Here is a 24,548-nt window from a genome sequence, read left to right as displayed (position 1 = left end):
ATATCCGGCGGTTGTTGAACCTAGTGTGGGTCCGACCTGCTCCGTCCAAGTCTGACCATCAGCGGACCATCCCCAATAGATGACGCGAGAAGCATTAAGACGGATGCGCCACCAGGCCATCGTGGTCGGGTTGTAAGGACCTAAACTATAGCTGCCATTCGAGTACCCTGCAAGGCTCCCATTAGCGCCATCGTAGTAAATCCAGTGAAGACTCGCGCCATCAAATAGTTGTATAGCCGTGTTGCCTGCTCCTGTGGCTACCTGAGATACTCTAGCCGCAACAGATGTCGGATAGCCCGTGTTGATACTAGAAGGCGTCTGCAAATACACATCAGAACCGCCCGCAGTTAATCTCGCAGCACCACCAGAAATTGCCACACCAGCAGTGGAAGTCGCCCACATAGAAGGATCTGGTGACGCACCATTAAAGTCGTCAACAATATCACTGAGAGAGTAAGGAAGCGTGTTTAACTCAATCGTGATAGCAGTGTATCTACCAGATGTGACGGTACTAGAATACACGGAGACAGTAGTATCAGCAGTGTTGGGATTCCATTGTGAGAACAGATCATAAGAACCACTTAGCTGATCGTACAGCTGAGTGTATCCCGCTTCTGGGTCCTGCTCTGAGATTTGCCCAACAATCTGAAAAGGACGATGTAGAGAGCTACCAAAAGCAGATAAACTCGCAGTGTAGCTAGTACCAACAGACCCTGCATACGTCAGTGCCTGCCTGAAGGGAACAGTAGGAGATAGATTCGTTATCTCGAACACCTGCAAGTACGATTGATAGTTGGTTGTAGTGCTAGGCTTCCATACAAGGTTGCCGGTCGTAGTGGCAGGAACATACACCGCCAACACACCTAAAGAGAACGCGCCACCGGCATCGTTCACTGCGGTCCGAGTCATAGCTACGCCATTGAACGTAGCTGTTGGTAGCTGTGTAGGAGACGTCAAATAGGCCAGTACAACAGTCGAGCCGCCCTGTATCGTTATATTAGAGAACGTGAAGCCGGTGGCAGTAGTTATTCCAGCAGCAGGTACATTCGCTCCTTTAGTGGTTAAGACTGGTGCTGGCATTGCTCACCTCCTCCATAAGATACGGCGTAACTACTTGGCTGCCACTGCACCACGGAGGTCGGTTAGCTGGCCTGCTCCGATTGAGGCTGTGACGTTGGCAAGCGTGATGGATGCCAGGCTGATTGCACTGTTAGGCAGTGCTGGCATACCGGACCCGGTGTCCTCAAGCACCTTGAATGCCCAGCCGTACTGAGTGCCCGCGTACTGCTTATCCAGTATCTGGATGATCAGGCGGTGGGTCCTGGTGGTGGCTGGGTTCGCCAGTGCGGACAGAGGAAAGTTCACGATGCCTGTAGACCGCACGAAGTACTTGCCTAAGTTTGCCGCAGCCGGGTCGCCCTGAATCACAGCTCGGCCGGGGGCAATGTCCACCGACCAGTTGGCGCCGGCCGCTCGTGGCGACACCAGGAAGTCAGCCGCGGCTATCCTGCCCTCGGTGGTCCAGATGCAATCGAGCACCTGGCGGAACTCAACCGCCGGGTAGCTGATCGAGGGATCGCCGCCAACAGGCTGGATCATGAATGGGTAGTCGGACATGGTGGCGTCCGAGGTACTTAGATATATCTGGTCAGCCATGATGGGCTCCTTTCCCTATAGCCAGCGATCAGCCCACATAGCGAACAATCGGGTATCTGGCGTTCCTCCCGTGCTCTCAAACACCAACGGGTTGGGGCCAGGCGCGAGAGAGAACCATGTCGATCCGCCTGCCCAGTCGATGTTTCCGTAGACGCTCTGATCAGGATCAGAGTCGACGTACGCTGTCCTGTTTGCCACGTCCACCTCGATGTAGTGGCCAGCCGTGAGGTTGAGGCCGGTGAAACCTAGCTTCCGGCCGCTGAGCTTGTTCCTAACGGCAAAGGAGGTGAACGGCCCATAGGCCCTTAGCAAGACGGGAGTCGATACGTTGCCGTACGACCACACTTCTCGCTCGTTCTCGGCGTTACCTGGACTGACAACCACACCATCTGAGGTCGCCGCCATACCGGAGGATGTGAACTCGATTCCGGTGCGGAGGTCAAGGGCGAAGATCGTCGCTGTGGATGGGTCGATCGCCTCCATGACGCCAGATGGGCAGGAGAAGCTGAGGCTCAGGTCGATGTACGCCAGAGACTCCTTGACGATGGCGTAAGACAGCGGGTTAGGGCGAAGGCGCATCTTCCTGCGGTCGATCCAGCCGGGCCGCTCCACGTACATGTATGGCCGGCGGAACGGGACCACCATCGCTGAGATCTGGTCGATGGTCTGGGAGATGCTTTGGCTGGGCCGGTTCATGATCCTGAGCTGCATGGAGACGGTGCGCGCCCCGTATCGCTGCGTGAGGTCGACCTCGCCGTCCTGGCCCACGGCGTCAGTGCGGACCTCGCGGAAGGATGGGTATCCCAGGTCGAGCTCTCTCATGGCGATGGGGTCCAGGACGCTCAGCGTGGACTTGCGGATGTCTAGGACCAGGTCGCCGTCAACAAGCTGAACGTATGTGCTGGTGATTGGTGCCTTCGACACGAAGATGTCTGCGGTCTCAGAGAAGAAAGCACCAGAATCATTCGCACCGCTGCCAGATACGCCAAGACTCGCTTCCTCAGCAAATAGGCCGGGGTCAAGCTCAGAGTAGCCACGCACCAGTACAGCGTCAGAGAATAGGCCTGCCTCGATAACCGAGAAGTCGCGCTCCGTTACCACCTCTACGGATGTGAACGAATCACTAGAGGCAATGGGTACTGCGGTCTGGACAACTAGAATGTCAGATTTAGCAGACACGTTGCCCGAGCTGTCTACGGACGCAACCTGGGCATTGTACGACCCGCCAGGAGTCAACCCAGCAAACGTGAAGCGGCGAGTCCCTACTGCACCAGTCCCCTTGTAGACGTTGTCTAGGTAGACCTGATAGTACGAGGGACCACCAGTAGACTCATCCCAGCCGATGACCACCTCAGTTTGAGTGTTGCTGACTTTGACCAAGTTGATGGGCACAGAAGGAGGTGTGGTGTCATACGCTCCTAGTCCGATAGACCAATCGTTCCGGTTAGAATAGCTGTCGTACGCCTGCAACCGATAAGACAGGGAATCCCCCGCAGCCCAGCCAGAGTCCGTCAATCCAACGTTCGTACCCTGAGTGCTGTTCGTGTAGATCAGAGAGTACGAACCACCGTTCACACTGCGGTAGATCTCAGTCTTCCAGTAGCCAGACACGTAAGAAGTAGAAGACGCTTGATCGTAGTTAATCAACCACGAAATATTAGCGCCGCCGCTGGTTCTAGTTCCGTTGAAGTACTGCACACTCGGGGGCGTAGTGTCCGGGTACATGGTTGTGTAGGAGGCAGTAATAGAGTTGCCGTACGAACCTGGATCGCTGGAATGGCCAGCACGCCAAGCCCTAACCGCGATTGAATACGTCGTGTTGGGTTGAAGTCCAGTAATCCACGATGAGTACGCAGTGCCCGTGAAGATCGGCGCGAATTGGCCGGCAGGAGAATAAACCTCGTACTCGTACGCACTGGCAACGGTAGACCACTGAACGTTCAGCTGTGTGTCGTTACGCGTTTGTAGAGAAATAGACGTAGGAGCTGGCAGCCGAGCATAAGTAGTAACTGAGATGTATGAGGTTGGATTGCTCCAGTGATGCTGTGAGTTGTTACTCTCAATCGAGTACAGCCTAGTCTTGTACGTAACTCCTGGACTGAAGTCATTTATCGTAAAAGACGTGACGTTAACGCCAGTCTGGTACTGCGACCCATTCTCTACATCCAGAAAATATGTGTTATTGCCCGGCGATTTGTTCCAAGTGTAGGTAATTGACGTAGTGCCCTTAGTGGCCGCGAAGCCGGTCGGAGCGTTGTGCGCTACGGTGATCAGTGGACTGCTAGCTATCCCAGAAGATGTGTACCCAGACGCTGTGGCTTGAACACCAATCTGCCACTCAGCATCAACATACGTTTGGTAGTAGGTAGAGTTGGCCTGGCCTGCGCCTCCAGCTACCTGGGCTTTAGTCTCGGTGTGGTTATCTCCATACTCTGATATTCCGGGAGACCGGGCATAGATGGTATAGCTAGTAGCGTTAGCAACCTGGTTGAAGAATACGCGGATATTGCCGTCCGCTGTAGGTTCGTCAACGCCTGTGATTACTGGGGTAGCGAGAGTAGCCATATCTACCACGTACCTCCCTGATACCCGAGTAGATCGTCGATGTGAGGCATGGTGACCTCAGCCATCTTCTTTCCGTCGACGTGGAATTCCGCGGGCCGCGTCTGGAGCGCCTGGGCCACGCGCACGGACAACTCACGGATCGTCTCTGCATGCAGGCGTACTCCTTCGCGGAGCGCCATCTCCTGCTCGTAGGTGCGCACCGTTTCAGGCCGACGGGTCAGGTTGATTGCTGGGACGTGCGGCCGCAGGAGGCCTCCGGAGTCGAGTACGTCGAAGTTCATGCCCGTCATGGACGACTTGGCAACAGCCCTCAAGGTCTCGCCAGCAACGCCCGGCGTGGCGATCAGGTCCGAGACCTTCTCCGCCATGAACTCCTTCACCTTCTTGAGAGGCGCAGTTAGCCATCCCCAGAGGGTCTTCAGTCCGCCCTCGGTGGCCTCGCCTGAGACGACGACGCCGCGAGAGCCAGTGCTCTCCACGTGCAGTCCGCCCAAGTTGCCAGCTGTGTGTCCGACACCAGAGCTAGCTCCGCGCTCGCCTGGGTGGGCATACCCGAGCGTGAAGATTCCTGGTCCCGGCTCTAGCCAACTACCAGGCAGGCTGCCGGTGGAGAAGGTGTGGCTGTAGGGATTCCGGTTCCTGAGGTAGTTGTAGATCGCGCTCATGAAGCCAGAACAGTCGTAGCCACCAGGTCCAGCGGAGGCCCACACGTATGGCTTGCCGTGCTGGTCCCTGGCGAACTGCTGTGCGCCGGCCAGACGTTGGCTCATGGCGTCGGACAGCGGGACGTGGCCAACTCGAGCGAAGCGGCTCGCTAGACCACCCTCCGCAAATTTGCGAACAAAGGAGATGCCCTCGGAGCCATCTCCCCCGGTACCAGCAGGCTCCAGGTTGTTCAGCTTGTTGAGGCGCTCGACACCGATGGCTGACACAGCTCTTGCCCGGAGAACGTACTCTCCGTTGGATAGCATCGCTGGGATCATGTCCGAAGTCGGGCCGCCAGGGCCTGTGGCAAGACCACCTCTAGCCAGCTGTAGCGTATCCGCGACAAGTCCACCCTTTGCCAGTGCCACTGTAGGCATCCCAGCAATCTCGATGTGGAAGACAGAGTTGACCTTGTCGATGACGTTCTTGTTGACCCAGTTCGCAATGTTGTTCCAGCCCTTCTTAACGGCGAGCAAGCCGTTTTCGAAGGCGGTCTCGAATCCCTTCTTAATCGAGTCCAAAGCAGAGGAGATCTTCTTTCCGACGCCCTCCCACTTTTCAACGATAGGGTCCAGGACCGTTGTCTTCCAGGTGCCCCAGAAAGCCTTGATGCCGTTAAGAACAGCGTCCCATTTATCACGGATCCCCTGAATGGCCGCAGCGATCTTGGTCTTGACGGTCTCCCACGCCGTGTGGATCACATCCAGGACTGTTGTCTTCCAAGAGGTCCAGAACGCCTTGACGCCGTTGAGGACTGCTTCCCACTTATCGCGGATACCCTGAATCGCGGCAGCAATCTTGGTCTTGACGGTCTCCCACGCAAGCTGAATCGCTGTCAGGACAATGGTCTTCCAGGTGTCCCAGAAAGTCTTGATGGCGTTGAGGATCGCTTCCCACTTCAGTTGTATAGAAGTGTAGATGTCGATGATCTTCTTCTTGACGCCCTCCCACACCTCAACGAAGGCGGTGAGGACTGCTATCTTGAAGTTGTTCCAGGTCGTAGTAACCCACGCCCACAGCTCGTTCCACTTCTTGCCGATCCAGTCGATGGCTTCGCCAATCCACTTTCCGGCATCGATCACAGCTTCTGTGACGGTCTTCCACAACTGGGCGAAGACCGCTAGCGCTACAACAAGTGCGTAGACGACCGTGGCTCCTACTATCATCACCGACGCGAACATGTAACTGAGGAACTCGATTAGCGTCGGAAGTATAGGTAGCAGATCCTGAACCAGAATGTCGATGAACGTTATCAGGACAGGGATCAGAGGCAGCAACGCGGGAAGTGCTTTGATGAACACCAACGTCAAGTCGACAAACGACCTGATGATGGTTGGCAAGATCGGAGCAAGTTCCTCCACCAATGCAGGTAGCAGAGGAGCCAGCTCTGTCAGGACCTCGCCGAACGCTATGGAAAGCTCTTCGATAATCGACAGGCCGTTGGCGCCTGGCTTCGCCATGAGTTCAAAGGCATCAGCAACAGCCTCGATCAGAGTAATGAAGCCCGTGAGGACGCCGCCAGTCACGAAGTCCTCGATGATGGTAAGCAAAGACTCAAATATGGAAAGCAGAGGACCCTGAAGCTTCTGTAGGAGAGGTCCGCCAACCTTTGCAATCTCAGCGAAGAAGGGACCGAGCAACTTGATGACGCCAGCAAGGATGCCGAAGAACGCACTCAGGCCCTGGCCGAGAGCCTCCATCACCTGGGGCTGTGCCAACTGAACGAAGAACGAGTTGATAGCCTCGCCCATAAGCGTCAAGCCGATAGCCAGAGCATCAACAACCGGCTTAGCGGTCCTAGCCATCGCAGCCAGACCACCAATCACATCACGTATCAGCGATATGGTCGCGGGAGTCAGAGACTTGATGAGGTCAGCACCGGCTGTGAACAGGTCTGCGATGTCCTTCTTGAACGGACCCTCAGAGATCAGTCCGCCTAGCTCAGTTGCGAATGCTCCTAGCGCCCCGCCTATCTCCCTAACTCCCTGCTCAACAACGGCCGCCATGCCGCCTTTGAGGAAGGACTGTAGAAGGGCTGTGAATCCAGGTAGGAGGGCATCCTGAGCGATGCGACTCAAGCCCTCGAACCAGGTATAGATGTTCTTAAGCTCGGTGAGAAAGTTCCTGCCCGCCTGAGTAAGCTTGTCCATCGCATCGTTTAGCTTGCCGATAGCGCCAGTGGTGCCACCAATTGCGATGGTTTCCTGGTCACGGGCAACCGTAACCGCATCTCTAGCGTCCTTGACAGCTAGAGCAGCGTCAACCTGAGTCTCTTTGAGGGTGCGCTCAGCGAGTGCAATGTCCGCGAGACCATCTTTGTGGGTCTGTACGCGGTCAGCCTCGGCGTCCTTCACATCCTGCTGGGCTTCCTTGACGTCCGCCTGAGCTTCGATGACGCCCTTCTCGCCCTCAACGCCGGCCCCCAGACGCTTAGCAGCTTCCTCGCGCGTCTTGATGCCGTCCTGCTGGACTTTGTTGAGGTTCTGCTGAGCCTCGGCCAGCTCGAGAAGGGCCTCCCGACGGTCGATCTCGGACTCGGCGCGACCAGCGGTCTCCCGTACGCGCTTCTGAGCCTTGGCCAAGCGGATCGCCGCGGCCTCTTCAGTGTTTCCGAGACCGGCTACCTTGTCGCTGAGCTCCTGTAGATCCTCGGCAGCCCTGGCACGAGCCTCCGTGAGTCTGTCCGTGGCTTCCTTGGAACGCAGGTTCGCGTCCCGCACACGTTCCTCAGCGGCGAGGTCGGCTCGGTTAGCTCTGTCTGTGGTAGCGGCCAACGCTTCACGAGCGTTGCGGACCTGGCGGTTGGAACGCGTGATGGTACGGGCCAGATTCTCCTGTGCGGCAGCGATGGCAGCAGCGTTAGAGATGGCCTTCTGTGTACTTTGAGCAGCTTGCGACCCTCCCAGAGTTCCCTGCCACGCGGTGAACGCCTCTATCACTGGCTTCATAGCGGCGAACAAGACAAGGAACCCGCCTGCTGCCCCTGCTAGCAACGCTGGGAGTGCAGCTATAGCCGCCCCTACCAAAGTGATTGATGAGGCCAGAGCGGCAGCCACAACCCCCGCAATCAATGCCGCAGCAGTAAACACCGCGGCTGCTGAGGCTAGAGCCAGGAACCCGCCGATAGCGACTGACAGAGCTGCGCCCAAAGCACCCACGCCACCGATAGACGAGGGCAGTGCGCCGGCCAGGCCGCCAAACGATCCAGTCAAGCTCTGAACCTGCTTGAACGCGTCTCCGGCAAACTTACCCACGTTGGACAGGGCGTCACTGAAAGCCGAGAGATCTATGGCTCCGACGTCATCACCAGGAGAGAACAGATCTTTGAACCCGGCGCCCTTGTCTTTGTCGACGTCAAGCTTCACTTCTTTGTGAGCCGGTTCCTCAATCCGCCGGTTGAGGTTGGCCAACTCAAGCATAGCTTCGCGGGTATCAAGCGTGACTCTCAGCGCTGACTCTTGGAACGCCTTGTCGATCTGCCTGTTCTGGACACCGTTCGCTATAGCCGTGCCTACAGCCTGAGAAAGCGAGTCCCTGACGAAGCCCCACAACGAACGCAGGCCGCCCATCAGGCCCTTGTATTCGAGGTCTACGTCAATCTTTCCCAAGCCCGCCGTGGCGGCCCTGAAGTCTGACTGTACCTGGGCAGCATTGAAGTCGACCTCGGTGTTAATTTCGGTGATGCCTGAGGTGGCCTCTACAAACGCAGCTTCGATGCGACTCGAACTGAATACTACGTCAACCTCAAGCTCTACGTCGCCGAACTTGTCACGGAGCTCGTTGATCGTGTTGTTGACCGCCTTCAGCTCTACATTGACCTCAGCGGTAATGTTCTTGAAGGCTTTACGTATCTGGGCTTCAGTGCGTCTGGTGTCAACAGACAGGGTCACTGTGGGGTTGACACGACGAAGAGCCGAGGAGATTTGCTTTTCGACGATGGAAGAGAACCCGTTAGCCAGTTCCGGCATTATCTCCGCGTACAGTGTGTACTCAGCTGCCATCGGGTCCTCCTTCCAATTACTCCAGCTCTAGCATCGCCGGCTCTTTAGGAGCCTTGTTCTTCTGAGCATGGGCCGACACGTAGTAGTAGTTCGCCAGCCTTAGCTCGTTGAGGAGAGCTGCTTGAATCTTGTGCTCGAAACTGAACTTGTACTCCCCTGCCTCTCCTCGCCGGCCTAGGGCTGAGTCGTGCGGTAAGTGCCTGAGAAAAACTACGACCTGCCGGTACGTCAACTTCCTGGGCCGAACAAACAGGCCTCTAACGTCGACTCCGTAATATCGTTGCAAGTCGCTCTCTAGTGCTCCTACCAACTCATCGTCGTAAATGATCCTAACGAGCCTTCCGAAACTCGCCCTTCTTACCGCCAAGGGCTTTCTGAGCTTCGGTGAAGAACAGCTCCAGGTCCTTAGCCTTGCGAACCGGCTTGTTGTCAGGGTCTGGTCCGTCCTTGAACTTCTTCCACTGGTAAGGGCCGAGAAGGGACTTAACCGCGGTTACGAAGCGGCCTTCTTCGGAAGCCTCGAAGACCTCCAGGTCCCAGTCATCAGCCTTCGGGATTGTGTAAGTCACTCCCTCGTACTGGAACAGAACTCCGAGGTTCTGTACCTCCGCTTCCATTGCCTTTGCCGCCTTATTGCTCTCAAGCGCTGATTCAACCGTGAACGCGGGTCCTGGTTCCGGCGCTGGATTGATGTCTTCCCCGAAGTCGAAGGAGTCGCCCGATGGTATTGGCCGCTCCATGACTGCTGTTCCGGTCTTTGAGGGAGGAAGGCTCGCACCGAACATCATCTCCGCCAGGTTGGTTCCCTGAGGAACCGTGAACACAGACCCGACGACAGGCGCTGTGTTTCCTACGTCTCTTGCTTCGTTCATTTCAATCGCCACCGATTCCAAAGATCACGTGCCCACAGTTAGCGCACTGGTAGTCCACTCCGATCGGGTCCACAGTTGAGTACTCGAACGGAGTGTTGAGGTATGTGGAAGGCACTGAATGCCTGGTCTGCTTTGCTGCCTCGGAGAGATACACGCAGTTGACGCACCGCCTGGCCTCGTCACCCCTGCGGGCCGGTACCGTCTTGTGCGGCTTGTCCCCACAGAGCGCCGTGGCGCACTTATCGCAACGTAGGTGGACCTCTCCGAGGCTCATGGACTAGTCCGTCGCTACGGTCTCGGCCCACTTCGCACCGGCAACCCTGATCTTGAACAGAGTTGGTGCGATGGAAGCGTCTGGCATGGTGCCCTGGAGGTCGACCGCACCGTTCATACCGCCGGCACCCTTTGTTGCGGAGAGGGACAGCTCTCCGGTGTTCAAAGCGCTGTAGAGCAGGATGAGCATCGAGTCGTCCTGGGAGCACCAAAGCCACTGGTGCTTCACCTCATCACCAGGAGTAGGAACCACGACGTCCACCGCTGTGGTGTCGTCTGGGTCCGCTCCCTGGTTAGGAGGTGCGTTGAAAAGGAAGTAGAGGTTGGTCAAGTTCAGAGTCTTCATCTCAAACGCCAGGCCCGCCGACTCACCGGTCACCAGGACATTGATGGGGGCGTACTGCTCAGCAGCCTCGTCCTCTTCAGTCTCGATAGACCTAGTGAACGTCATACCCTCCGTGGTGATACCGACTGGCAGTGCAGCGACATTTCCAGGTACCTCAGTCGCGGCTGTGGTACCGAGGTCGAACTTCCCGTTAGTTGCTTCCGGGGCATAAGTGCTGGTATAGGTTCCCAGCGGAGCGCCCCAGATTTTGCCGACTCCGTACTGGCGCCGGGCGATATTGACCTTGACTTGCGCCATGTCAATCAACTCCTCTTGCTAATTAGAGAGGCGCCTCGGCGGCCTCAAACACTATTTACTCAGCGGCTGATCGCCGACGTGCAGCTCTGGCACTAGATTCCGCGGCCTTAGCTTCGCCACCCTCAGGACTGGTCTGATCTGTTGGCGTATGTGGAGACCCAGGCGCATAGATTGGAGTGGTCTCCGCATCTTCACCTGATGTCATGGGAGTTACTCCCGTAGTTTCTTTAGTGGCTGTGCCCTCTGGAGTCTCTTCCTCAGGAGGCTCTGGGCCGACCATCTCAGTCCAGCCGTAAGCCTCAATCTGTTCCGGCGTGGCTTTGACCTCCCCGCCCTTCGCATAAGCTTTGTCGCCGCCGATGTACAGATCTCTCTGTGCATAGACGACAGGCTCATCCGACTTCGCCATGTTTTCCTCATTCGTAGCCATCAGACCGTCACCGACTCCCAAACAACGTAGGTCAACTCAACATCTATTACTGCTCTGGCCAACTTCGCTGCATCAATACGCGAGCGCCTAGGCTCTCCGAACAAAGTCACATCACTGAGGCTTGCGTCGAAGTAGCCAGCCTTGACTGGAAAGATGCCGAGACCAGCGCCGTCGTAGCAGTGGTCACGGATCATCTCCGTTGCCGCCAATACCTCAGCCTCAAGACCTGCTTTAGCAAAGGCGTCTATCTGCATAAACGGCGAGCGCGTTGGGAAAGCGGGGTCAATCCTGCCTGTGACAGAGGAGACCACCAGGAATACTGGCCTTGTGAGTGAGTCCATCTGAGGAAGCGCTGTAGCTGCGTCCTGCACCAGGCCGGAAGAGACGAGATCGGACAAGCGGCGCAGCCACGCCACGCATACTTGTTCGCTGTTAGGAGTCTTAGCCACGGCGCTCGCCTCTCTTTCCCATGTTGCGGACCAACGCAGGACGCAGAAAAGGCGTGAAGTGGTAGTTGACTAAGTCAGGTCGACCGAACTCTTGGGCCTGGGCGTGGTCTGATGTGGAACCGACACGCATAACACCGGTGAAGGTCTCCAGCTCACCCGACATGGTGTCTTTGAGGTGTATGTGGCCTGGCTCATCGGAGGATTCGTATGCCGCGAAGCTGCGCATGTCCTCAACGATGTCTCTCACCAGCTGGCGCTCGTCGTCAGCTACAGCAAGAATGGCAGTGCGCCTGATTCTGGCCTGCCCGTTTGACTGTAACCGAAACTTACCCACCGTAGCTCCTTGACGGAATAGTGGTGCCGTGTAGCGAGAAGGCATTGACTGCTTATCTCGATTTAGTACATCGGCTAGACTTCTATCCGCTCCAGGTCAAGGAGAGTGGGACCTCTGAAGTTCGGGATAGTGGATTCAGAGCAGACGAGAACTGTGTAAACCCTGCCGTCGGATTCGTCCTTGATCCGGTCGCCGTCGGTGAGGGGCGTTCCGTGAGGCACCTGGCCTCGGACCCGGTTGACCACGTACTGCCGGCCAGTCTCCGGAGAGGTCGTCGCGCTGAGAGAGGAGACGATCGAGGCGGGGATGCCCGTGTGGGTAACCCGGAAGGTCAGAGTTGGTGAGCCCCACTCCGACTCCGTGGTCTCCCGGCTCAGAACCGAGACCTTGGTGGATGCGATGAACATGGTTGCTCCCGGACACCGTTCAGGAAGGCGTGCTAACTGAACAAATCGGCAGCAGCGACCGCTGAACACAAGGCAGACACGGCAATGTGCGGATCTCGGTCCTCGGGGGTGCCGGCGCCTGTGACTGTCCACTACACTCGTGGGGCACCAAGAGTTGAGGCGAAGTCGACTCAGAGAGAGCACGTGGTGCTCCCCAGGCTTCGCCGCCCCGTTCGTCCGGCTGGACGGGGTAGCAACAGCTTTGCCATGCCGACGAGAAACGCGCGGCCAGTTGAGAGTTAGTTGGCCGGTAGGACGCTTCAAGTTACTGAGTTCTCCTCGCGCCGGATCGGCGGGACCTCAGCTTCACCAGTCATGCGCTGGTCGAGCTGAGCCCTGCCTCCCTCGACCAGCAGGTCGAGCGAGAGGACCCCAGAAGTGTGGTTCGCGTTCCTTGAACCGCTCATGGCGAACGGCCCGTGGGCTGCTGTTCTCGTCATCTGTATGCCGATGTTTGCGATCATGGTCATGTTCGTCTGCGCCATGCTGCTCGTGGAAAAGCCGAAGCGAGTTGAGGCGATCAAGGCGATGGCCGAACTTGTGCAGGCCCTCAAGCCGGGCAAACGAGGTCCGCTCCCATGACGGGCGAACTCCGTAACTGCGAAGTCGGCCTACGCCAAGGTGATGGTGCAGGTAAGAACCCAGATAGCTCCGGCCGCCTTGGTTCCCAGGGCCGCGACCTTTCGATTTAGGAGGGTCTGGCCAACTGTGGTGCCTGAGATAGACCCAGAGTTGTCGACGGTCAGACCCCACTCGTTCCAGACGAAGTTGCCGTCAGCGGAGCCGAAGGTTGCCTTCGCCGTGAGCACGCCTGCTGCTACCTGGGGGTAGGTGGCGTCCATGACCTGGAACCAGCGATTGGCTGCGCCGGCCGCCGCCTGAAGGTCTGTCTGGCCCGCAGCCTCGGCCACAGCACTGTTGCCGACGCCTAGACGGGTGTGACCGTTATCCGCGGCCTGACCTCCAGCTCCCACGAGAAGGGACATGATCCGGGTCAGACCGGCTGTGGTAAGGAGGTTGCCGTCCTGCTCGACCACTTCGTATGGGAGCTGCTGGCGGTGGTCCTCTTCGCTGGCATACTTCTCAAGCTTGATGTGCGGGAGCCATCTGATTGGGTCTGTTGAATTGCTCATCAGTCGTACCTGACGCTTTCTCTAGCTGGGTTAGGTGCTAGAGACATCGGCAAAGAAGTCCGCCAGCTCTTCAGGCGTTGGATCCCGCTCGAGGTCCAAGGCCTGCTTGACCTCCTGGACCTGCTCCGGCGTGTACGTGACCAGAGCTGCGGAGTCGATGAGGGAGGAGGTCTCGCTTCGCTTCTCGAACCCAGGCTTGGTCATCAGTACCTGCCGTAGGGGTACGTGACCCAGCTGTACGGGTTGTCGATGTACCGGCCCCTGGCGGACCAGGTGCCAGCGCCGGCCGAGATGACGCGAGACTTGACCCACGAGCAGCGCATGTACGCCTTGCGGGCGAGGGGCGCGATGATGACGGCGTCCTCGGTGAATGCGCCGGCCTGCCCGTTGGACGAGACCGAGAGCCTGAGATCCAGGTCTGGTTGACCGACGAGCCATGCTGCTTGGTAGACCACGGCTAGCTTGAGCCAATGCGCGTCCTGGGCTGAGAACTCCGTGAGATCCGCGAGAGCGCGACCCGTGAAGATCTCGATGTGGGCCTGAGCCCGATCGATCTCATCCGTGGTGACGTCCACTCCCGTGAGGCGGCTGACATCCTCCGGTGTTGCTAGACGAGGTGGTTGAGTTGGATCCGGAGACGACAGGCTCGGACGAATCTCGATGGTGTACCCGCCACGGGTGGGGTAGGTCTGACTCCCCGTGGGTCGGTTCACGCGCCACTCGGCTGCGTAGATCCCAGGGGTGTCCGTCTCGGTGGGCTGCCACCCGTAGGTGACCTCGCCTGCGGTGGCATCGACGACCGTAGCCAGCTCGTTGAGGAAGACCGTGTTGGTGTCCGTGTCCAGCATGATGAAGTCGACAGACATGGCGTCGGAGAGATCCGCAGGCTGCCCGCTCGGGTCCTCCAGGACCACGGTGGGGCGGGGGTGCGAGTCCCCTGAAACTACGACTAGATCCGAAGCCATGACGCCTCCCGTTCGACGTCTAAGACATCGGCTGAGGGAGGCTGCGCCTGGACACGAAGGAACTCAAACGACGTTGCTGGACACCTTTGCTAGCTGATCTGTCCCTCCCGAGCGCTGGTCTTGACCAGGCCGTCGGATGCCGTGGACCTGGTGCTTCCAGAACTAGCCGTGTACGAAATAGACACGGCGGAGCCACCTTGTACAACAGAGCCCTCTAGCTCAGGACCCACGAACGTGGGTGTAACCCTGGAATCCCACGTAGTGCGAACCGCCTTATTAACCGCCTTGTAGGTGTACCAGCGAGTAGCAATATTCGTCTTTACTGCCCCAGACACCGACCAGGAGTCGAAGGTGCTGCTGTACACCAAGGAGAAGCCATACCAGCTAGTTGAGGTGGAATGCCTAACTACCCCTAGGACATGCCAAGATGTGGCTTGGGTGTGGCTTACGTAGGCCCTTACAACCCAATCCGTGCGGTTGAACGCAAGAACCCTGCCCAACTCGTCAACTAGCCATGCAGATTCCACCGCGGCTACAACAGATTGCTTAAGATGCCAGCCTGTGCCAACACTAGCTAGTGCAAACACCCTGACGCCCCAGCCAGTAGACGCACTCGCAGATATGAGCGTCCTGACTTTCCAGGACGTGCTATCGCTCGCAGATACGGAAGCAAGCACATCCCATGATGTAAGTGTGGAACTGCTAACGGGCGAGCGATCAGGAGCAGCTACATCCCATGACGTGCTGTAAGGAACGTAATCAAATGAGAACGCAGGCATCCAGTACTGGTATGCGGACGTGACGTTCCTACTCTGTCCGTCGGCCATCTCACACCTCCAGTTGAGCTGAACACGTTCTACACCTGGACGTAGATGTTGCCGGTGGTCGTGTCGATGTAGACGTCGCCTACAGCTGAGTCGCTGCCTTCCGGGGTCCATTCGGCGACGGGGGTGTCGTCGGGGATGCCAGCGCCGGTATAGATCTTGCTACCTCGTTCGCCCACAGCTCCCGATGGACCCGACACGCCGGTCGGGCCTGGACTACCGCTTGGACCGCTAGCGCCGGCCATCCCCTGAGGACCGGTGGCTCCTGCTGCGCCCTTGTAGCTGATGAAGACGAGAACTTCTTGATTCTTGTCGCCTGCTTGTGGAGCGGCGTCGGCGAAGGCGACCGGGATCTCTGCGTAGGAGTCGTCTGGATGATCGATCGCGTTGGCCGTGGCCGTGAACGATGCGTACTTGTTGTTGTCGCTGGAGTTCTGGAGGTAGATCGTGCTGCCCGCGAGGATGGACTTCACGAACGGGGCCACGTTGTCGCCCGGCTTGGTGAGGTAGGACAGGTAGATCAGGGTCACCGTTGTTGCGGTGTCTGAATCCGTGCGCACCTGACCCGACGCAGGAGGCGGCGTCTGCGAGGTGTGGTACTGGTATTTGAACGCCGACACAGACGCGCCGGGTGGACCTGTGGCTCCGGTTTCGCCAGCAACGCCCTGAGGACCGTTAGGGCCGGCGGGGCCTTCTGGACCTGCTTCCCCAGACACAACCTGCGCTAGAGGACCGCCAGGGCTAGTCTCCGTGAAAGCCAGCTCGCGAGGGCCGTCAGGAAAGTTCACGACTACCGGAACAACAGCCGAGGCGTCCGACGACACAACAAGAGCAACTGGCCCGTCGGGGCTAGTCTCTCTAAACGCCACGTCGCGTTGACCGTCAGGGAAATTGACGGGAATTGAGGTGTCGTCCGGCTGAGTCATCGCGCTCCTACCTAGGCTGCGGTCTCCCCCGAGACGCTGAACTCCACGTTGTCCGCGGCAGCGGCACTGTTTGTTGCCGACCGTTTGACCCACACGAACCGAACCTGTCCAGGTGCCAGGTTCCCTAAGGCGAGTCCAACCGCGGCCGTGGTGGGGCTCGAGAAGGCCCCTACTCCAGAGGGAGCTGTGGTCTCCTTGGCGATGCTGGCGCCCTGAACAGCGGCGCCCTTGGCCACAGGACCGACGTTGTCGACGGCGATGGCGATGTTCGCGCCGCCTGCCGCCTCAGCAGACAGGTACACCACGGCGTTCTGAAGAGTGAGGCTCGCGTGGTTGTTCAGCACGGCGAAGGCGCGGTAGTCCACCACGGATGCCGAGTTCTCTGAACCTGAGATGTCATCGAAGAGCGAGTTAGCTCCCGGTGCGAAGACCGATGTGCTGACGTGCCCGCCCAGAGACTCGGCGGGTGTGGATGCGGTCGTGTCGCCGGCCGACCCACCCTTTGTGGTCAGGCGGAACACGATGTCGCTGGCAACGATTGGCATAACTCACCCATCTCCTGCTTGATCTGAGGAGAGGGTCAGCCGGTGGCCAACTGACCCTCTCGTCGAGTGAGTTACGGAGTCGCCTGCGTTAAACGAACGAAGTCCTTGACGTCGCGTACGCGGAAGGCAAGCTCGACCTCGAACCGAACAGCGAACATGTTGCGGCTGAAGAGGTGCAGGAGCCCTCCAGGCACTGAGGCGTCGGGAAGGGTTGCGCTGTCGGTCTCTGCGTAGGTGATGCTTCCGACCGATCCCCAGACAGCGGACCCGGCCCAGTCACCAGCGATGCCGATGGTGTCCGTGGCCGCGTCGCCGACGTTCTTGGATCGAACTACCGGACGACCCAGGATGCTGCCGATAGCACCGCCTTCAGCAGCGCCCGAGGTGAACAGGGGATCGCCACCGTCGTTGCGGGCGCGGAGGGCTGAGATCTCACCGGCGGGCGACAGCACCCACGCTGAGATGTCTGCGTCGTTGGCTCCGACCAGGGCGAGCGCGTCAACGTACGAGTCGTAGGGGTCCGCAGGGTCGATCGCAGACTCTGGAGACGTCTCCAGAGTGTCGAAGTTGGGACCTGGCGCGGGTGCGTACCCGAACACCGTTTGGTCGAACTTCTTGGCGATGGCGCCGGGGAGGCTGTCTACGATTGCGCCGTACAGGGCAGCGTTGTCACGCCGGAATTGGTTCGAGAACGGCACCGTCACCTGGATCATGTACGCCTGAACGTTCTTGGAACCGAGGGTCGGGCGCGAGATGGGCTTGACGTCGGTCTCAGCGACCCAGGACGCCTCTGCGTGGCCCGAGATCATAGGGACTGTGAGCCCGTTGCCTGGAACGTCGATCTTGCGGGCGAGACTCTGAACTACAGATGTCTCGCTGACCTTGCTCCAGACGTCATTACTAATGCTGGCCGGGAGAACGTTCCCGGTCGTAGACCTACTGATGTCGACCACGACGGTCTCCTTCTAGTCAAGCCCGTTGTTCCTCCGAAAGGATCCGAATATCTCGGCGGGCGATTTCTGCGTCACATTTGGAAGGCGTCTTCCCTGGTCAGCAGAACCGACGTGGCGTCTCGCGCGGCCGTTCAGCTGTTCCTCTTCTTCTTCATCGGAGTCGTCTCGGCTCCTACTGCGTTTGAACAATCGAGGGCTCTTCTCTTTCAGCTCCTCGATGGCGTCCCGTACCGCGGCACGGTCAACGCTCCTGTTGCTCACCTGGATCTCGTCCAGGTCGAGCATCCGTACTCCGCTCTCTGGATCTCCCAGAAAGCCTGCGTTTGAAAGCTCTGAACGGGCTTCTACTGCTACGAGGTACCGGCCCCACTCGGCGTTGGCTTCGTCCTTTGCTGCCTGCAAGAGCTGCTCCGGATCTTCATCGGGAGCCTTGCGCTGAGGAGCCTGCAACGCGCCATCCTTGCCAACCACGTAGCCGAGCTTGGTTAGCTCGGATCGGTAGGCACGCGCCCGTTTGCGTTCTTCCCTAAGTGCCGACTTCAGACCTGGAAGTCTTTCCGGGTCTAGTTCCTCTTCGTCGCCCTGTTCCTCGGCATCTTGCTCGAGTTCCAGGTCCTGATCCGAATCCCCTTCTCGGAGATCTAATGTGCCCATCTCAGCCACCGTTCGCTATGACGTTGTGTCTAATCCATCGGCCGATAACTGAGTCGACCCGCCGGCCGTCTGCTGAGGGCTGTACGTGGCTGAGTCCTCGCTGAGGTTCCAGCTCTGTAGCGTCTGCTCTGGGATGCCCGCGCTCTTCGCGATGTAGTACATGGGCACGCCAAGCGACCGCATGATCTGAGCGCCTTCCCAGAAGTTGCGGCCCATCTCGACCTCTTGGGGCTGCCAATGGGTGATGACCGTTGGCACGTCGCGCTTCTCGATGATGAGGGCCTTCTTCAGCAACTCACCGAAGGAGTAGCCGAAGCTCATCTCACGGTTGGCGATGCGGGACCGCAGTGGGGCGTCGGCCGCCATGGAGCTGCCCTCTGCTGGCATCTGGCCGGGGTCTACCCAGTACTTGAGTGGAATGTCGGTCAGCGGCGACAGCAGGGAGACGTAGTACTTCAGCGGCTCGATGAACTGGCTGGAGTTGGCGGCCTCGAACGTGCCGGCCTGCTTGGCTCTCAGCGCCAGGATGTCGCCCGGCCTGGCCTTGATGGACTCCGATCCGGGGGAGCCGCTGAACGGGTCGGGCGTCCCACCTGGGTTGCCCTCTAGGAGGCTGAGGTCGGATGTGCCTTCGGGAGACGCTGGGTCCATGAGCAGGTACCGGATCGGAAGGCCCAGAGCGTCGACCACTCCCATGTGAGTAGCTACCAGCTTGTTGACGGCGTCCTGTACCGGCCAAGCTGGCTTGTGCTCGGGCTCCCCGTATGGCCAGATCGTGTGGAACGGCTCAATGGGAATGAAGCCATAGGGGTTGGGGACGTACCAGTCCTCTTCCTCCAGCTCCATCCAGTCGGCAGTTGCGATAGGGACGCCGTCTGCCACCAGGGCGTAGTACTTCTCGATGTGGTCCGTGAAGTAGAGGTTGACCCGAGCTATCCAGTCGAGACCGCGTCTCTCGCGCCAGGACTTGATGGCGTGGGTAGGCGTCTGCGATCCCTCGTCGTAGAACACCCGGCAGTTGAGCGGACTCTCAAAGGAGATAGCTGCTGTGCCATCCTCGCCAGGCCACACGGACGCATATGAGACTCCGTACTTCAGGATGTCGAAGATGAAGCCGTGCTCGTACAGGTAGAGCTTGTTCTCTTGCCACAGTTCGGCACAGCGATCTGTTGCTCCTGTGTCGTTGGGGACCGTGAACGAGGAGACGTTCAGCCGATGAGAGATGACGCGGAGAGGAATCCCGGAGAAGTTGAAGACGTAAGGGCTCTCTTCATCGAGGCGCAAAATGCCTCTAGTTCTCAGATCGCTGAACACCTCTAGGCTTGCTCCGTGGGCGTACGCATCACACTGAGCAAAGAAGGCGAGACGATTGGTGAACTCAGTGTAGGACTGAGCAAGCACATCCGAGTTCTCGACAGCCATGAATGCCTCCTCAGTACTTCTACTGGGAGGACATCGGCTTTTACCGACGGTAGAATCCCGCGTATGACGACCTCGCCGCTACTGCGGACAGAGGACGAGGAGCCTGACTCTCTCTAACCCGCTTTCGTATTTCACATACCGCCGTAACACAGGCGTCCGTCAAATCGTCATGTGCGATGTTCGGGTAGGCGATGAGCATTCCCTCAAGGAGCGGATGCCGCTGCGTGTGGAGCACACGTCCGTGGTGCCACTCGATGGCGGCCTGCTCGTAGCGGACTGGCTTGGGCAGGGTTTGACGCACGGGGACGACCGGAACCGGGATGTCGTTGAAGATGCCAGCGTCCGATGCAAAGGCCACGTCGGTGTTGACCTCGACCACGATCGACGTGATGTCGCTATAGGTCTCGAGAAGCGCGAGCACCTTGGCTCGGAGCTGGTTGCCGGTGACACGAGCCTGCTCAGCGTGCTTGACCTCGAACTTGTCGACGGCCTTCGAGTAGCTGACGACCGCGATGCCGGTGTAGTCGGACTCTGCTTTGGCATTCCTGGCCGGGTCGACGCTCAAAACCGTGAAGGAGGCGGACTCAAGCGAACCGTAGGTGAAGTACTCGCGGGACCAGAAGACCCCTGAGCTAACCCACGGGCTGTTGTCGAAGGTCTCGCCATACTCCCTTGGGTCGCTCTTCTCCAGGTCTAGGAGGAAGGCTGAGGACCACATAGCCGGCCATATCGAGCGGCGCGACCCATCAGGCCGTGTGACCAGCGGCCGGAACCAGCGGACCGTGACGTTGAGGGACTTGAGCCAGTCGGGAGCATCCGCGGCTACCGGCTTGGAGATCGTGATGCCGTTGGATTTGACCTGCTCGACGGACCGGACGGCCTCATGCATCACAGATGCCGTGAGCTGGGCGGTTCCAAGGAAGATGACCCTGGCTGTCAGACGTAGCGGAAGGATGCTCTGGAGAACCGTGGCCAGACGCTGCTGGGCTCGGGTGGCTGTGTAGTTCTCGCCTACCTGCTCAATGTCGTCCAACACGATCGCGTCGGGACGCCGGCCAGACACGTTCAGGCCAGCTACAGACGCTGTGACGGAGCGGGCAACGATGACCGCCCCTCCCCTGGTCCTGAAGAAGTCAACCCGGTCCTGCTCCAGGGCGCGCAGCTCAGCGGGCAGCTTGCCGTAGCTCTTGGCGTGCTCGGGGAAGTCGGCGCGGAGAAGCAGGTTGGTGCGGAGCTCCTCGGTCAGAGAGTCGATCAGGAGGCGTGACTGGTCCTCAGAGCCGGAGAAGACCGCGAGGAACTTGAAGTGCCCGTGCAGGAGCGCCCACAGACAGAGGATCTTCAGAGTGGTGGTCTTACCGATGCCGCGCGGGCCGAGGATCGCGTCGCGGAACTTCTTCGGCTCCCCTAGCGGGAGTAACCAGTCCTGGCTAGCCCACCTGTAGATCGAGAGGTGAAAGTCGCTAAATGTGATCTTGTCGTTGGTGTCCTCAGACCTCAGCCAGTGCCGGAAGTAGACCACCGCCCACAGGAGCGCGTTCTTCCTGGTCAGAGCCTTCCGACCATCGGGGAAGTCGAGGAGCTCGGGATGCCCTCCGGTCGCTTCCGACAGGTACTGGCCGAGGTCGAACACCTCGGCATCAGTGCTGAAGTCGATGAAGTCACCAGGGAGTGCCACAGTGATCTCATCGGCTCGGCACCCATAGGCCCCTGTCTCCCATCATCCATGGGGAACAGGGGCCTACGGCGTATCTACGGTCCTAAGCCAACTCAGAGGCCAGGACATCATCAACAAGCTCAGCGCCATCCTCAGATATCCGCTTAATTGACACGCTATCGTGCTAAATTCGAACCGCTAAGAGGGCTGCACTTAGGTCGTCGCAGAGATGAGAAACGATAATGTCACGGAAAACCAAATGGAAATTGTGGATAGCCATCGGAGTTGTTGCCATAGCGTGTATGTGCATTGCGATAGCTAGGCCGAAGGATGATACATCTACTCCTTCATCTTCACCTACCACAACATCAACTCCGGTTCAGCAAACACCATCAACTCCGGCTCAGCAAACACCATCAACCGCAGCATCGCCTGCCGTCGCGGTGTGGAAGTACAAACTCCCAGACGGGACGGTGGTGATTTTCAAGGACGACGGCGGCGACGTTGGGTTCGTAAACGGTAAGCCAGGTCCTATTGATTATATCGATTCAAGGAAGTCCTGTGTAGAAGTCAAAGCCGAGCGCGATATGTGGGCTGGTAAGTCTGGATCTTCGGAGGAAGCAACTATGCGAATGAAAGCCTATGCTGCGTACGCTTCCGACAAGATGAAGAAGCTGTGCTGAGCAGGAAGTTCTGAAACTAAAGGCCCCGTGAACTTGTTCTACGGGTGGATCTCAGTGAAGGTTCCTCTCTGGTCGGGAGTCCTTCACAAAGGTGATAGCCCGGCCTCCCGTTTTCTAGGCGTTTGCGGCAGCCGGGCTATCACTCTGTCTGCCAGCCGATTCGGCTGCCTGGCGTCCAGCGCCCGGCGACGAGGCCGATCTGCGAAGATGGGCACTCGGTGGATCGGCATCGGGACGGCGGCCGTACCGGTAAGGGGTTTGTCACGGCTAGGGAGACCGGACGCAAGGTGATCGCGTCCAACAAGAAGGCTCGGCACGACTACACGGTGCTGAAGACGTACGAGGCCGGGCTGGTGCTGGCGGGCACTGAGGTCAAGTCGCTGCGCGCGGGCTACGCGTCGATCGTGGACGCGTTCGCCCAGGAGCACGAGGGTGAACTGATGCTCTACAACCTGCACATCGCGGAGTACGGCTTCGGCTCGTGGACCAACCATGCTCCCCGGCGCACCCGAAAGCTGTTGCTGCACCGGGTTGAGATCGCCCGCATCCTGGAGAAGCTGCGCGAGCCCGGCAATGCCCTAGTACCGCTGTCGTTGTACTTCAACGATGGTTGGGCAAAAGTAGAGCTGGCCCTGGCCCGAGGCAAGAAGGAGTACGACAAGCGCCAGGCGATCGCCGAGCGCGACGCCAACCGCGAGATCGCTCGGGCCATGGGCCGTCACCTCAAGGGACGCAGCCGCGGCTGATACGACCTCGACTCCGGTCGGGCTCAGGACGGCACAAAGGCGCCTCCCCATGGAGACGCCTTCGCTTGGCCTGCGGTGTGCCTACAAGTCGAACTCGCCGGCCTTCGCGCCACCGACGAAGGCGTCCCACTCCGCTGGCGTGAACAACAGGACGGGTCCGCTGCCGTTGTCCTTGGTGTCCCTGACGGCGACGATGTCGGTCAGGTTGGTGGCAACCTCCACACAGTTGCCGCTTCCGTTGGACCGGGTGGATTTATGCCACTGAGCCCCGGTCAGGTCAGGCTTCACGGTCTGTCAGCTCCTTCAATCGCTGAGACATCAGTTCTATGGATTCAGTTTGATCAAGAGCAGCCCGGTCCAGGGCTGCCCACACTTCTTCGTAGGTTTCGATCTCAGAGGGCTTATCCAGGTAGATCGCGCCCGTCACGTCCTCGCTGTAGACCGTGCTGGGCGGGGTGTTGTAGCCGTTCTCGCTGGAGAAGTCCATCAGCGTCCAGCCACCACTAGCGGACGACCGGTGCGGCCCTGCCCGGAGTGGAAGCACACGCAATGTCACCGTGGGCAGCTCGGTTGCCTTAAGCAGGTGCCACACCTGCGAGCGCATCACACCGTCGGCGGTCGGCTCACCCAACAAGACAGCCTCGGAGATGATCACCTCCACCTCAGGAGGAGCCGGAAACGATCGGGTCAGAAGTTGCTGACGTTCTTGCCGCAGCTTGATCCGGGCGGACACCTCTTCGTCGCCCAGATGCGGCAGGTCGATTCGGATCACGAGGCCGGTGTAGTCACTGTGTTGGACGAGCCCTGGCACGAGCTGCGGCGCAAACTCCCGGATGCGTCTGGCTGTCTGCTCCAGGCTCACGTACAGCTCGAACCATCGAGGGATCACGTCGCCGTAGGAGTGCCACCAGCCCCGAGATTTGCTCTCCTTCGCCAGGCCGATCAGCACGTCGCGCATGGGTTTCGGGATGTCGTAGAACTCGCACAGCACCTCCACCAACGAGGGTCGAGTCGAGACCTCGCCACGTTCGACACGGCGAATCGTCTGCACTGACACGCCTACCCGGTCGGCTGCCTGCTGCATGGTGAACCCGGCCCGCTTACGCGCCGACTCCAACGCAAGCCCGAGGCTTCGCCGGGGGACTGTCGATCCGTTGGTCTCCTCCGTCACGGCAGGCGGCCCTCCATTCTGGCACCTGGGAACCTACCAGTCTGGGAGGTTCCAACAACCAATGTGGCACGTCAAGCGGGTTTTTGGCAGATCTGGAAGATCAACGCTCATAGACGCGGGTTGGGATGTTGCAATCTGATACCCGCCAGAGTGAGCATCTGTACCCACACGATACAAGTGACCACAAGGGGTGACTGATGCTGCTGTCGATAGCCGTGCTGATCGGATTCTTAGCCGGGCTGCTCAGCTTCAAGGTCAAAGCTCGGTGGTGTCCCCGGTGTGGAGGGTCGACATTGGCGTGCCGGCCGATGGATGGTGCCGGTGGTCATCGTGTCTGACACCAGACCTGAGCTACCGCAGCGAGTAGCCGGGACCAACCTTCCGCCAGCGGCATACAGAGCCGCGGCCCGTGTGCCAATTCAGAACGTGGCCGATGATCGCTGGTACCTGGATGAGCGAGACCTGGGGGTTCTCCTCAACGCGCTGCGGCGTTGG

22 protein-coding genes and 1 pseudogene are annotated in these 24,548 nt (G+C 59.0%); 3 read left to right on the top strand and 20 right to left on the bottom strand.

The features are described 5' to 3' along the window. Window positions 1–1,110: 1,110 nt before the first annotated feature. The 9 genes and pseudogenes from ACIBSW_RS34610 to ACIBSW_RS34570 all read right to left on the bottom strand — a co-directional run bounded on the left by ACIBSW_RS34610 (window position 1,111) and on the right by ACIBSW_RS34570 (window position 12,335). Complete coding sequence (locus ACIBSW_RS34610; protein ID WP_354721716.1) at window positions 1,111–1,656, bottom strand: hypothetical protein; 546 nt, start codon at window positions 1,654–1,656, stop codon at window positions 1,111–1,113. Between the two features lie 15 nt (window positions 1,657–1,671). Continuing rightward, the gene (locus ACIBSW_RS34605; protein WP_354721715.1) at window positions 1,672–3,048 is read right to left on the bottom strand and encodes a phage distal tail protein; all 1,377 of its coding nucleotides are present in this window, start codon (window positions 3,046–3,048) and stop codon (window positions 1,672–1,674) included. A 384-nt stretch (window positions 3,049–3,432) separates the two neighbouring features. Beyond that, window positions 3,433–4,221 (bottom strand): annotated as a pseudogene (locus ACIBSW_RS34600) (fibronectin type III domain-containing protein); the annotation flags it as partial. Between the two features lie 2 nt (window positions 4,222–4,223). Beyond that, window positions 4,224–8,927 carry a hypothetical protein gene (locus tag ACIBSW_RS34595; protein WP_354721714.1) on the bottom strand — a complete coding sequence of 1,568 codons (4,704 nt, stop codon included), beginning with the start codon at window positions 8,925–8,927 and terminating at the stop codon, window positions 4,224–4,226. Window positions 8,928–9,256: 329 nt separating this feature from the next. Next, a complete protein-coding gene (locus ACIBSW_RS34590; RefSeq protein ID WP_354721713.1) occupies window positions 9,257–9,811 on the bottom strand; it encodes a hypothetical protein in 555 nt (184 codons plus the stop codon). 265 nt (window positions 9,812–10,076) lie between these two features. Then, window positions 10,077–10,715 carry a hypothetical protein gene (locus ACIBSW_RS34585; RefSeq protein ID WP_354721712.1) on the bottom strand — a complete coding sequence of 213 codons (639 nt, stop codon included), beginning with the start codon at window positions 10,713–10,715 and terminating at the stop codon, window positions 10,077–10,079. A gap of 429 nt (window positions 10,716–11,144) precedes the next feature. Then, window positions 11,145–11,561, bottom strand: a complete 417-nt coding sequence (locus ACIBSW_RS34580) for a hypothetical protein (RefSeq protein WP_404799545.1) — start codon at window positions 11,559–11,561, stop codon at window positions 11,145–11,147. Between the two features lie 25 nt (window positions 11,562–11,586). Continuing rightward, window positions 11,587–11,928: a hypothetical protein gene (locus tag ACIBSW_RS34575; protein ID WP_354721710.1), complete on the bottom strand. Its 342-nt coding sequence runs from the start codon at window positions 11,926–11,928 to the stop codon at window positions 11,587–11,589. Between the two features lie 74 nt (window positions 11,929–12,002). Then, on the bottom strand, window positions 12,003–12,335 hold the full coding sequence (locus ACIBSW_RS34570; protein WP_354721709.1) for a hypothetical protein: 333 nt from the start codon (window positions 12,333–12,335) through the stop codon (window positions 12,003–12,005). Between the two features lie 417 nt (window positions 12,336–12,752). Here ACIBSW_RS34570 and ACIBSW_RS34565 point away from each other — a divergent pair, with 417 nt between their 5' ends. Then, window positions 12,753–12,956 (top strand): hypothetical protein, encoded by a 204-nt coding sequence (locus ACIBSW_RS34565; RefSeq protein WP_354721708.1) that lies wholly within the window; start codon window positions 12,753–12,755, stop codon window positions 12,954–12,956. Window positions 12,957–12,985: 29 nt separating this feature from the next. On the opposite strand, the gene ACIBSW_RS34560 is transcribed toward ACIBSW_RS34565, so the two are convergent. From ACIBSW_RS34560 to ACIBSW_RS34520, 9 genes are all read right to left on the bottom strand, one after another. Further along, complete coding sequence (locus ACIBSW_RS34560; RefSeq protein ID WP_354721707.1) at window positions 12,986–13,507, bottom strand: hypothetical protein; 522 nt, start codon at window positions 13,505–13,507, stop codon at window positions 12,986–12,988. A 30-nt stretch (window positions 13,508–13,537) separates the two neighbouring features. Next, the gene (locus tag ACIBSW_RS34555) at window positions 13,538–13,711 is read right to left on the bottom strand and encodes a hypothetical protein (protein ID WP_354721706.1); all 174 of its coding nucleotides are present in this window, start codon (window positions 13,709–13,711) and stop codon (window positions 13,538–13,540) included. Then, window positions 13,711–14,373, bottom strand: a complete 663-nt coding sequence (locus ACIBSW_RS34550; protein WP_354721705.1) for a hypothetical protein — start codon at window positions 14,371–14,373, stop codon at window positions 13,711–13,713. Before ACIBSW_RS34550 ends, ACIBSW_RS34555 begins: the two co-directional genes overlap by 1 nt. A 955-nt stretch (window positions 14,374–15,328) precedes the next feature. After that, a complete protein-coding gene (locus ACIBSW_RS34545; RefSeq protein ID WP_354721704.1) occupies window positions 15,329–15,826 on the bottom strand; it encodes a collagen-like protein in 498 nt (165 codons plus the stop codon). Window positions 15,827–16,233: 407 nt separating this feature from the next. Continuing rightward, the gene (locus tag ACIBSW_RS34540; protein ID WP_354721703.1) at window positions 16,234–16,767 is read right to left on the bottom strand and encodes a hypothetical protein; all 534 of its coding nucleotides are present in this window, start codon (window positions 16,765–16,767) and stop codon (window positions 16,234–16,236) included. A 71-nt stretch (window positions 16,768–16,838) separates the two neighbouring features. After that, entirely contained in the window at window positions 16,839–17,720 is an 882-nt protein-coding gene (locus tag ACIBSW_RS34535; protein ID WP_354721702.1) for a phage major capsid protein, read from the bottom strand. A 12-nt stretch (window positions 17,721–17,732) separates the two neighbouring features. Then, on the bottom strand, window positions 17,733–18,383 hold the full coding sequence (locus ACIBSW_RS34530; protein WP_354721701.1) for a hypothetical protein: 651 nt from the start codon (window positions 18,381–18,383) through the stop codon (window positions 17,733–17,735). Window positions 18,384–18,389: 6 nt separating this feature from the next. Beyond that, window positions 18,390–19,796, bottom strand: a complete 1,407-nt coding sequence (locus ACIBSW_RS34525) for a hypothetical protein (protein ID WP_354721700.1) — start codon at window positions 19,794–19,796, stop codon at window positions 18,390–18,392. A 40-nt stretch (window positions 19,797–19,836) separates the two neighbouring features. Continuing rightward, window positions 19,837–21,474, bottom strand: coding sequence for a hypothetical protein (locus ACIBSW_RS34520; protein WP_354721699.1), 1,638 nt, complete (start codon window positions 21,472–21,474; stop codon window positions 19,837–19,839). Between the two features lie 221 nt (window positions 21,475–21,695). On the opposite strand from ACIBSW_RS34520, the gene ACIBSW_RS34515 reads away from it, so the two are divergent. Next, window positions 21,696–22,136, top strand: coding sequence for a hypothetical protein (locus tag ACIBSW_RS34515; protein WP_354721698.1), 441 nt, complete (start codon window positions 21,696–21,698; stop codon window positions 22,134–22,136). Window positions 22,137–22,354: 218 nt separating this feature from the next. Continuing rightward, window positions 22,355–22,882, top strand: coding sequence for an SsrA-binding protein SmpB (smpB, locus tag ACIBSW_RS34510; protein ID WP_354721697.1), 528 nt, complete (start codon window positions 22,355–22,357; stop codon window positions 22,880–22,882). A gap of 81 nt (window positions 22,883–22,963) precedes the next feature. On the opposite strand, the gene ACIBSW_RS34505 is transcribed toward smpB, so the two are convergent. Together ACIBSW_RS34505 and ACIBSW_RS34500 are read right to left on the bottom strand one after the other, a co-directional pair. Further along, window positions 22,964–23,170 carry a DUF397 domain-containing protein gene (locus ACIBSW_RS34505; RefSeq protein WP_354721696.1) on the bottom strand — a complete coding sequence of 69 codons (207 nt, stop codon included), beginning with the start codon at window positions 23,168–23,170 and terminating at the stop codon, window positions 22,964–22,966. Next, on the bottom strand, window positions 23,160–24,053 hold the full coding sequence (locus ACIBSW_RS34500) for a helix-turn-helix transcriptional regulator (protein WP_354721695.1): 894 nt from the start codon (window positions 24,051–24,053) through the stop codon (window positions 23,160–23,162). Before ACIBSW_RS34500 ends, ACIBSW_RS34505 begins: the two co-directional genes overlap by 11 nt. Window positions 24,054–24,548 lie beyond the last annotated feature (495 nt).

The organism is Actinoplanes sp. NPDC049668, from assembly GCF_044465445.1.
In the GTDB taxonomy this organism is placed as follows: Bacteria; Actinomycetota; Actinomycetes; order Mycobacteriales; family Micromonosporaceae; genus Actinoplanes.
Note: the sequence above shows the minus strand (reverse complement) of the source record. Positions and strands in the feature narration are given on the sequence as shown.

Excerpts from the sequence above, each read along its gene's own strand:
- ACIBSW_RS34610 (WP_354721716.1), bottom strand. The coding sequence starts at position 1,656 with ATGGCTGACCAGATATATCTAAGTACCTCGGACGCCACCATGTCCGAC.
- ACIBSW_RS34595 (WP_354721714.1), bottom strand. The coding sequence starts at position 8,927 with ATGGCAGCTGAGTACACACTGTACGCGGAGATAATGCCGGAACTGGCT.
- ACIBSW_RS34585 (WP_354721712.1), bottom strand. The coding sequence starts at position 10,715 with ATGGCGCAAGTCAAGGTCAATATCGCCCGGCGCCAGTACGGAGTCGGC.
- ACIBSW_RS34570 (WP_354721709.1), bottom strand. The coding sequence starts at position 12,335 with ATGTTCATCGCATCCACCAAGGTCTCGGTTCTGAGCCGGGAGACCACG.
- ACIBSW_RS34560 (WP_354721707.1), bottom strand. The coding sequence starts at position 13,507 with ATGAGCAATTCAACAGACCCAATCAGATGGCTCCCGCACATCAAGCTT.
- ACIBSW_RS34555 (WP_354721706.1), bottom strand. The coding sequence starts at position 13,711 with ATGACCAAGCCTGGGTTCGAGAAGCGAAGCGAGACCTCCTCCCTCATC.
- ACIBSW_RS34550 (WP_354721705.1), bottom strand. The coding sequence starts at position 14,373 with ATGTCTGTCGACTTCATCATGCTGGACACGGACACCAACACGGTCTTC.
- ACIBSW_RS34540 (WP_354721703.1), bottom strand. The coding sequence starts at position 16,767 with ATGCCAATCGTTGCCAGCGACATCGTGTTCCGCCTGACCACAAAGGGT.
- ACIBSW_RS34525 (WP_354721700.1), bottom strand. The coding sequence starts at position 19,796 with ATGGCTGTCGAGAACTCGGATGTGCTTGCTCAGTCCTACACTGAGTTC.
- ACIBSW_RS34515 (WP_354721698.1), top strand. The coding sequence starts at position 21,696 with ATGTCACGGAAAACCAAATGGAAATTGTGGATAGCCATCGGAGTTGTT.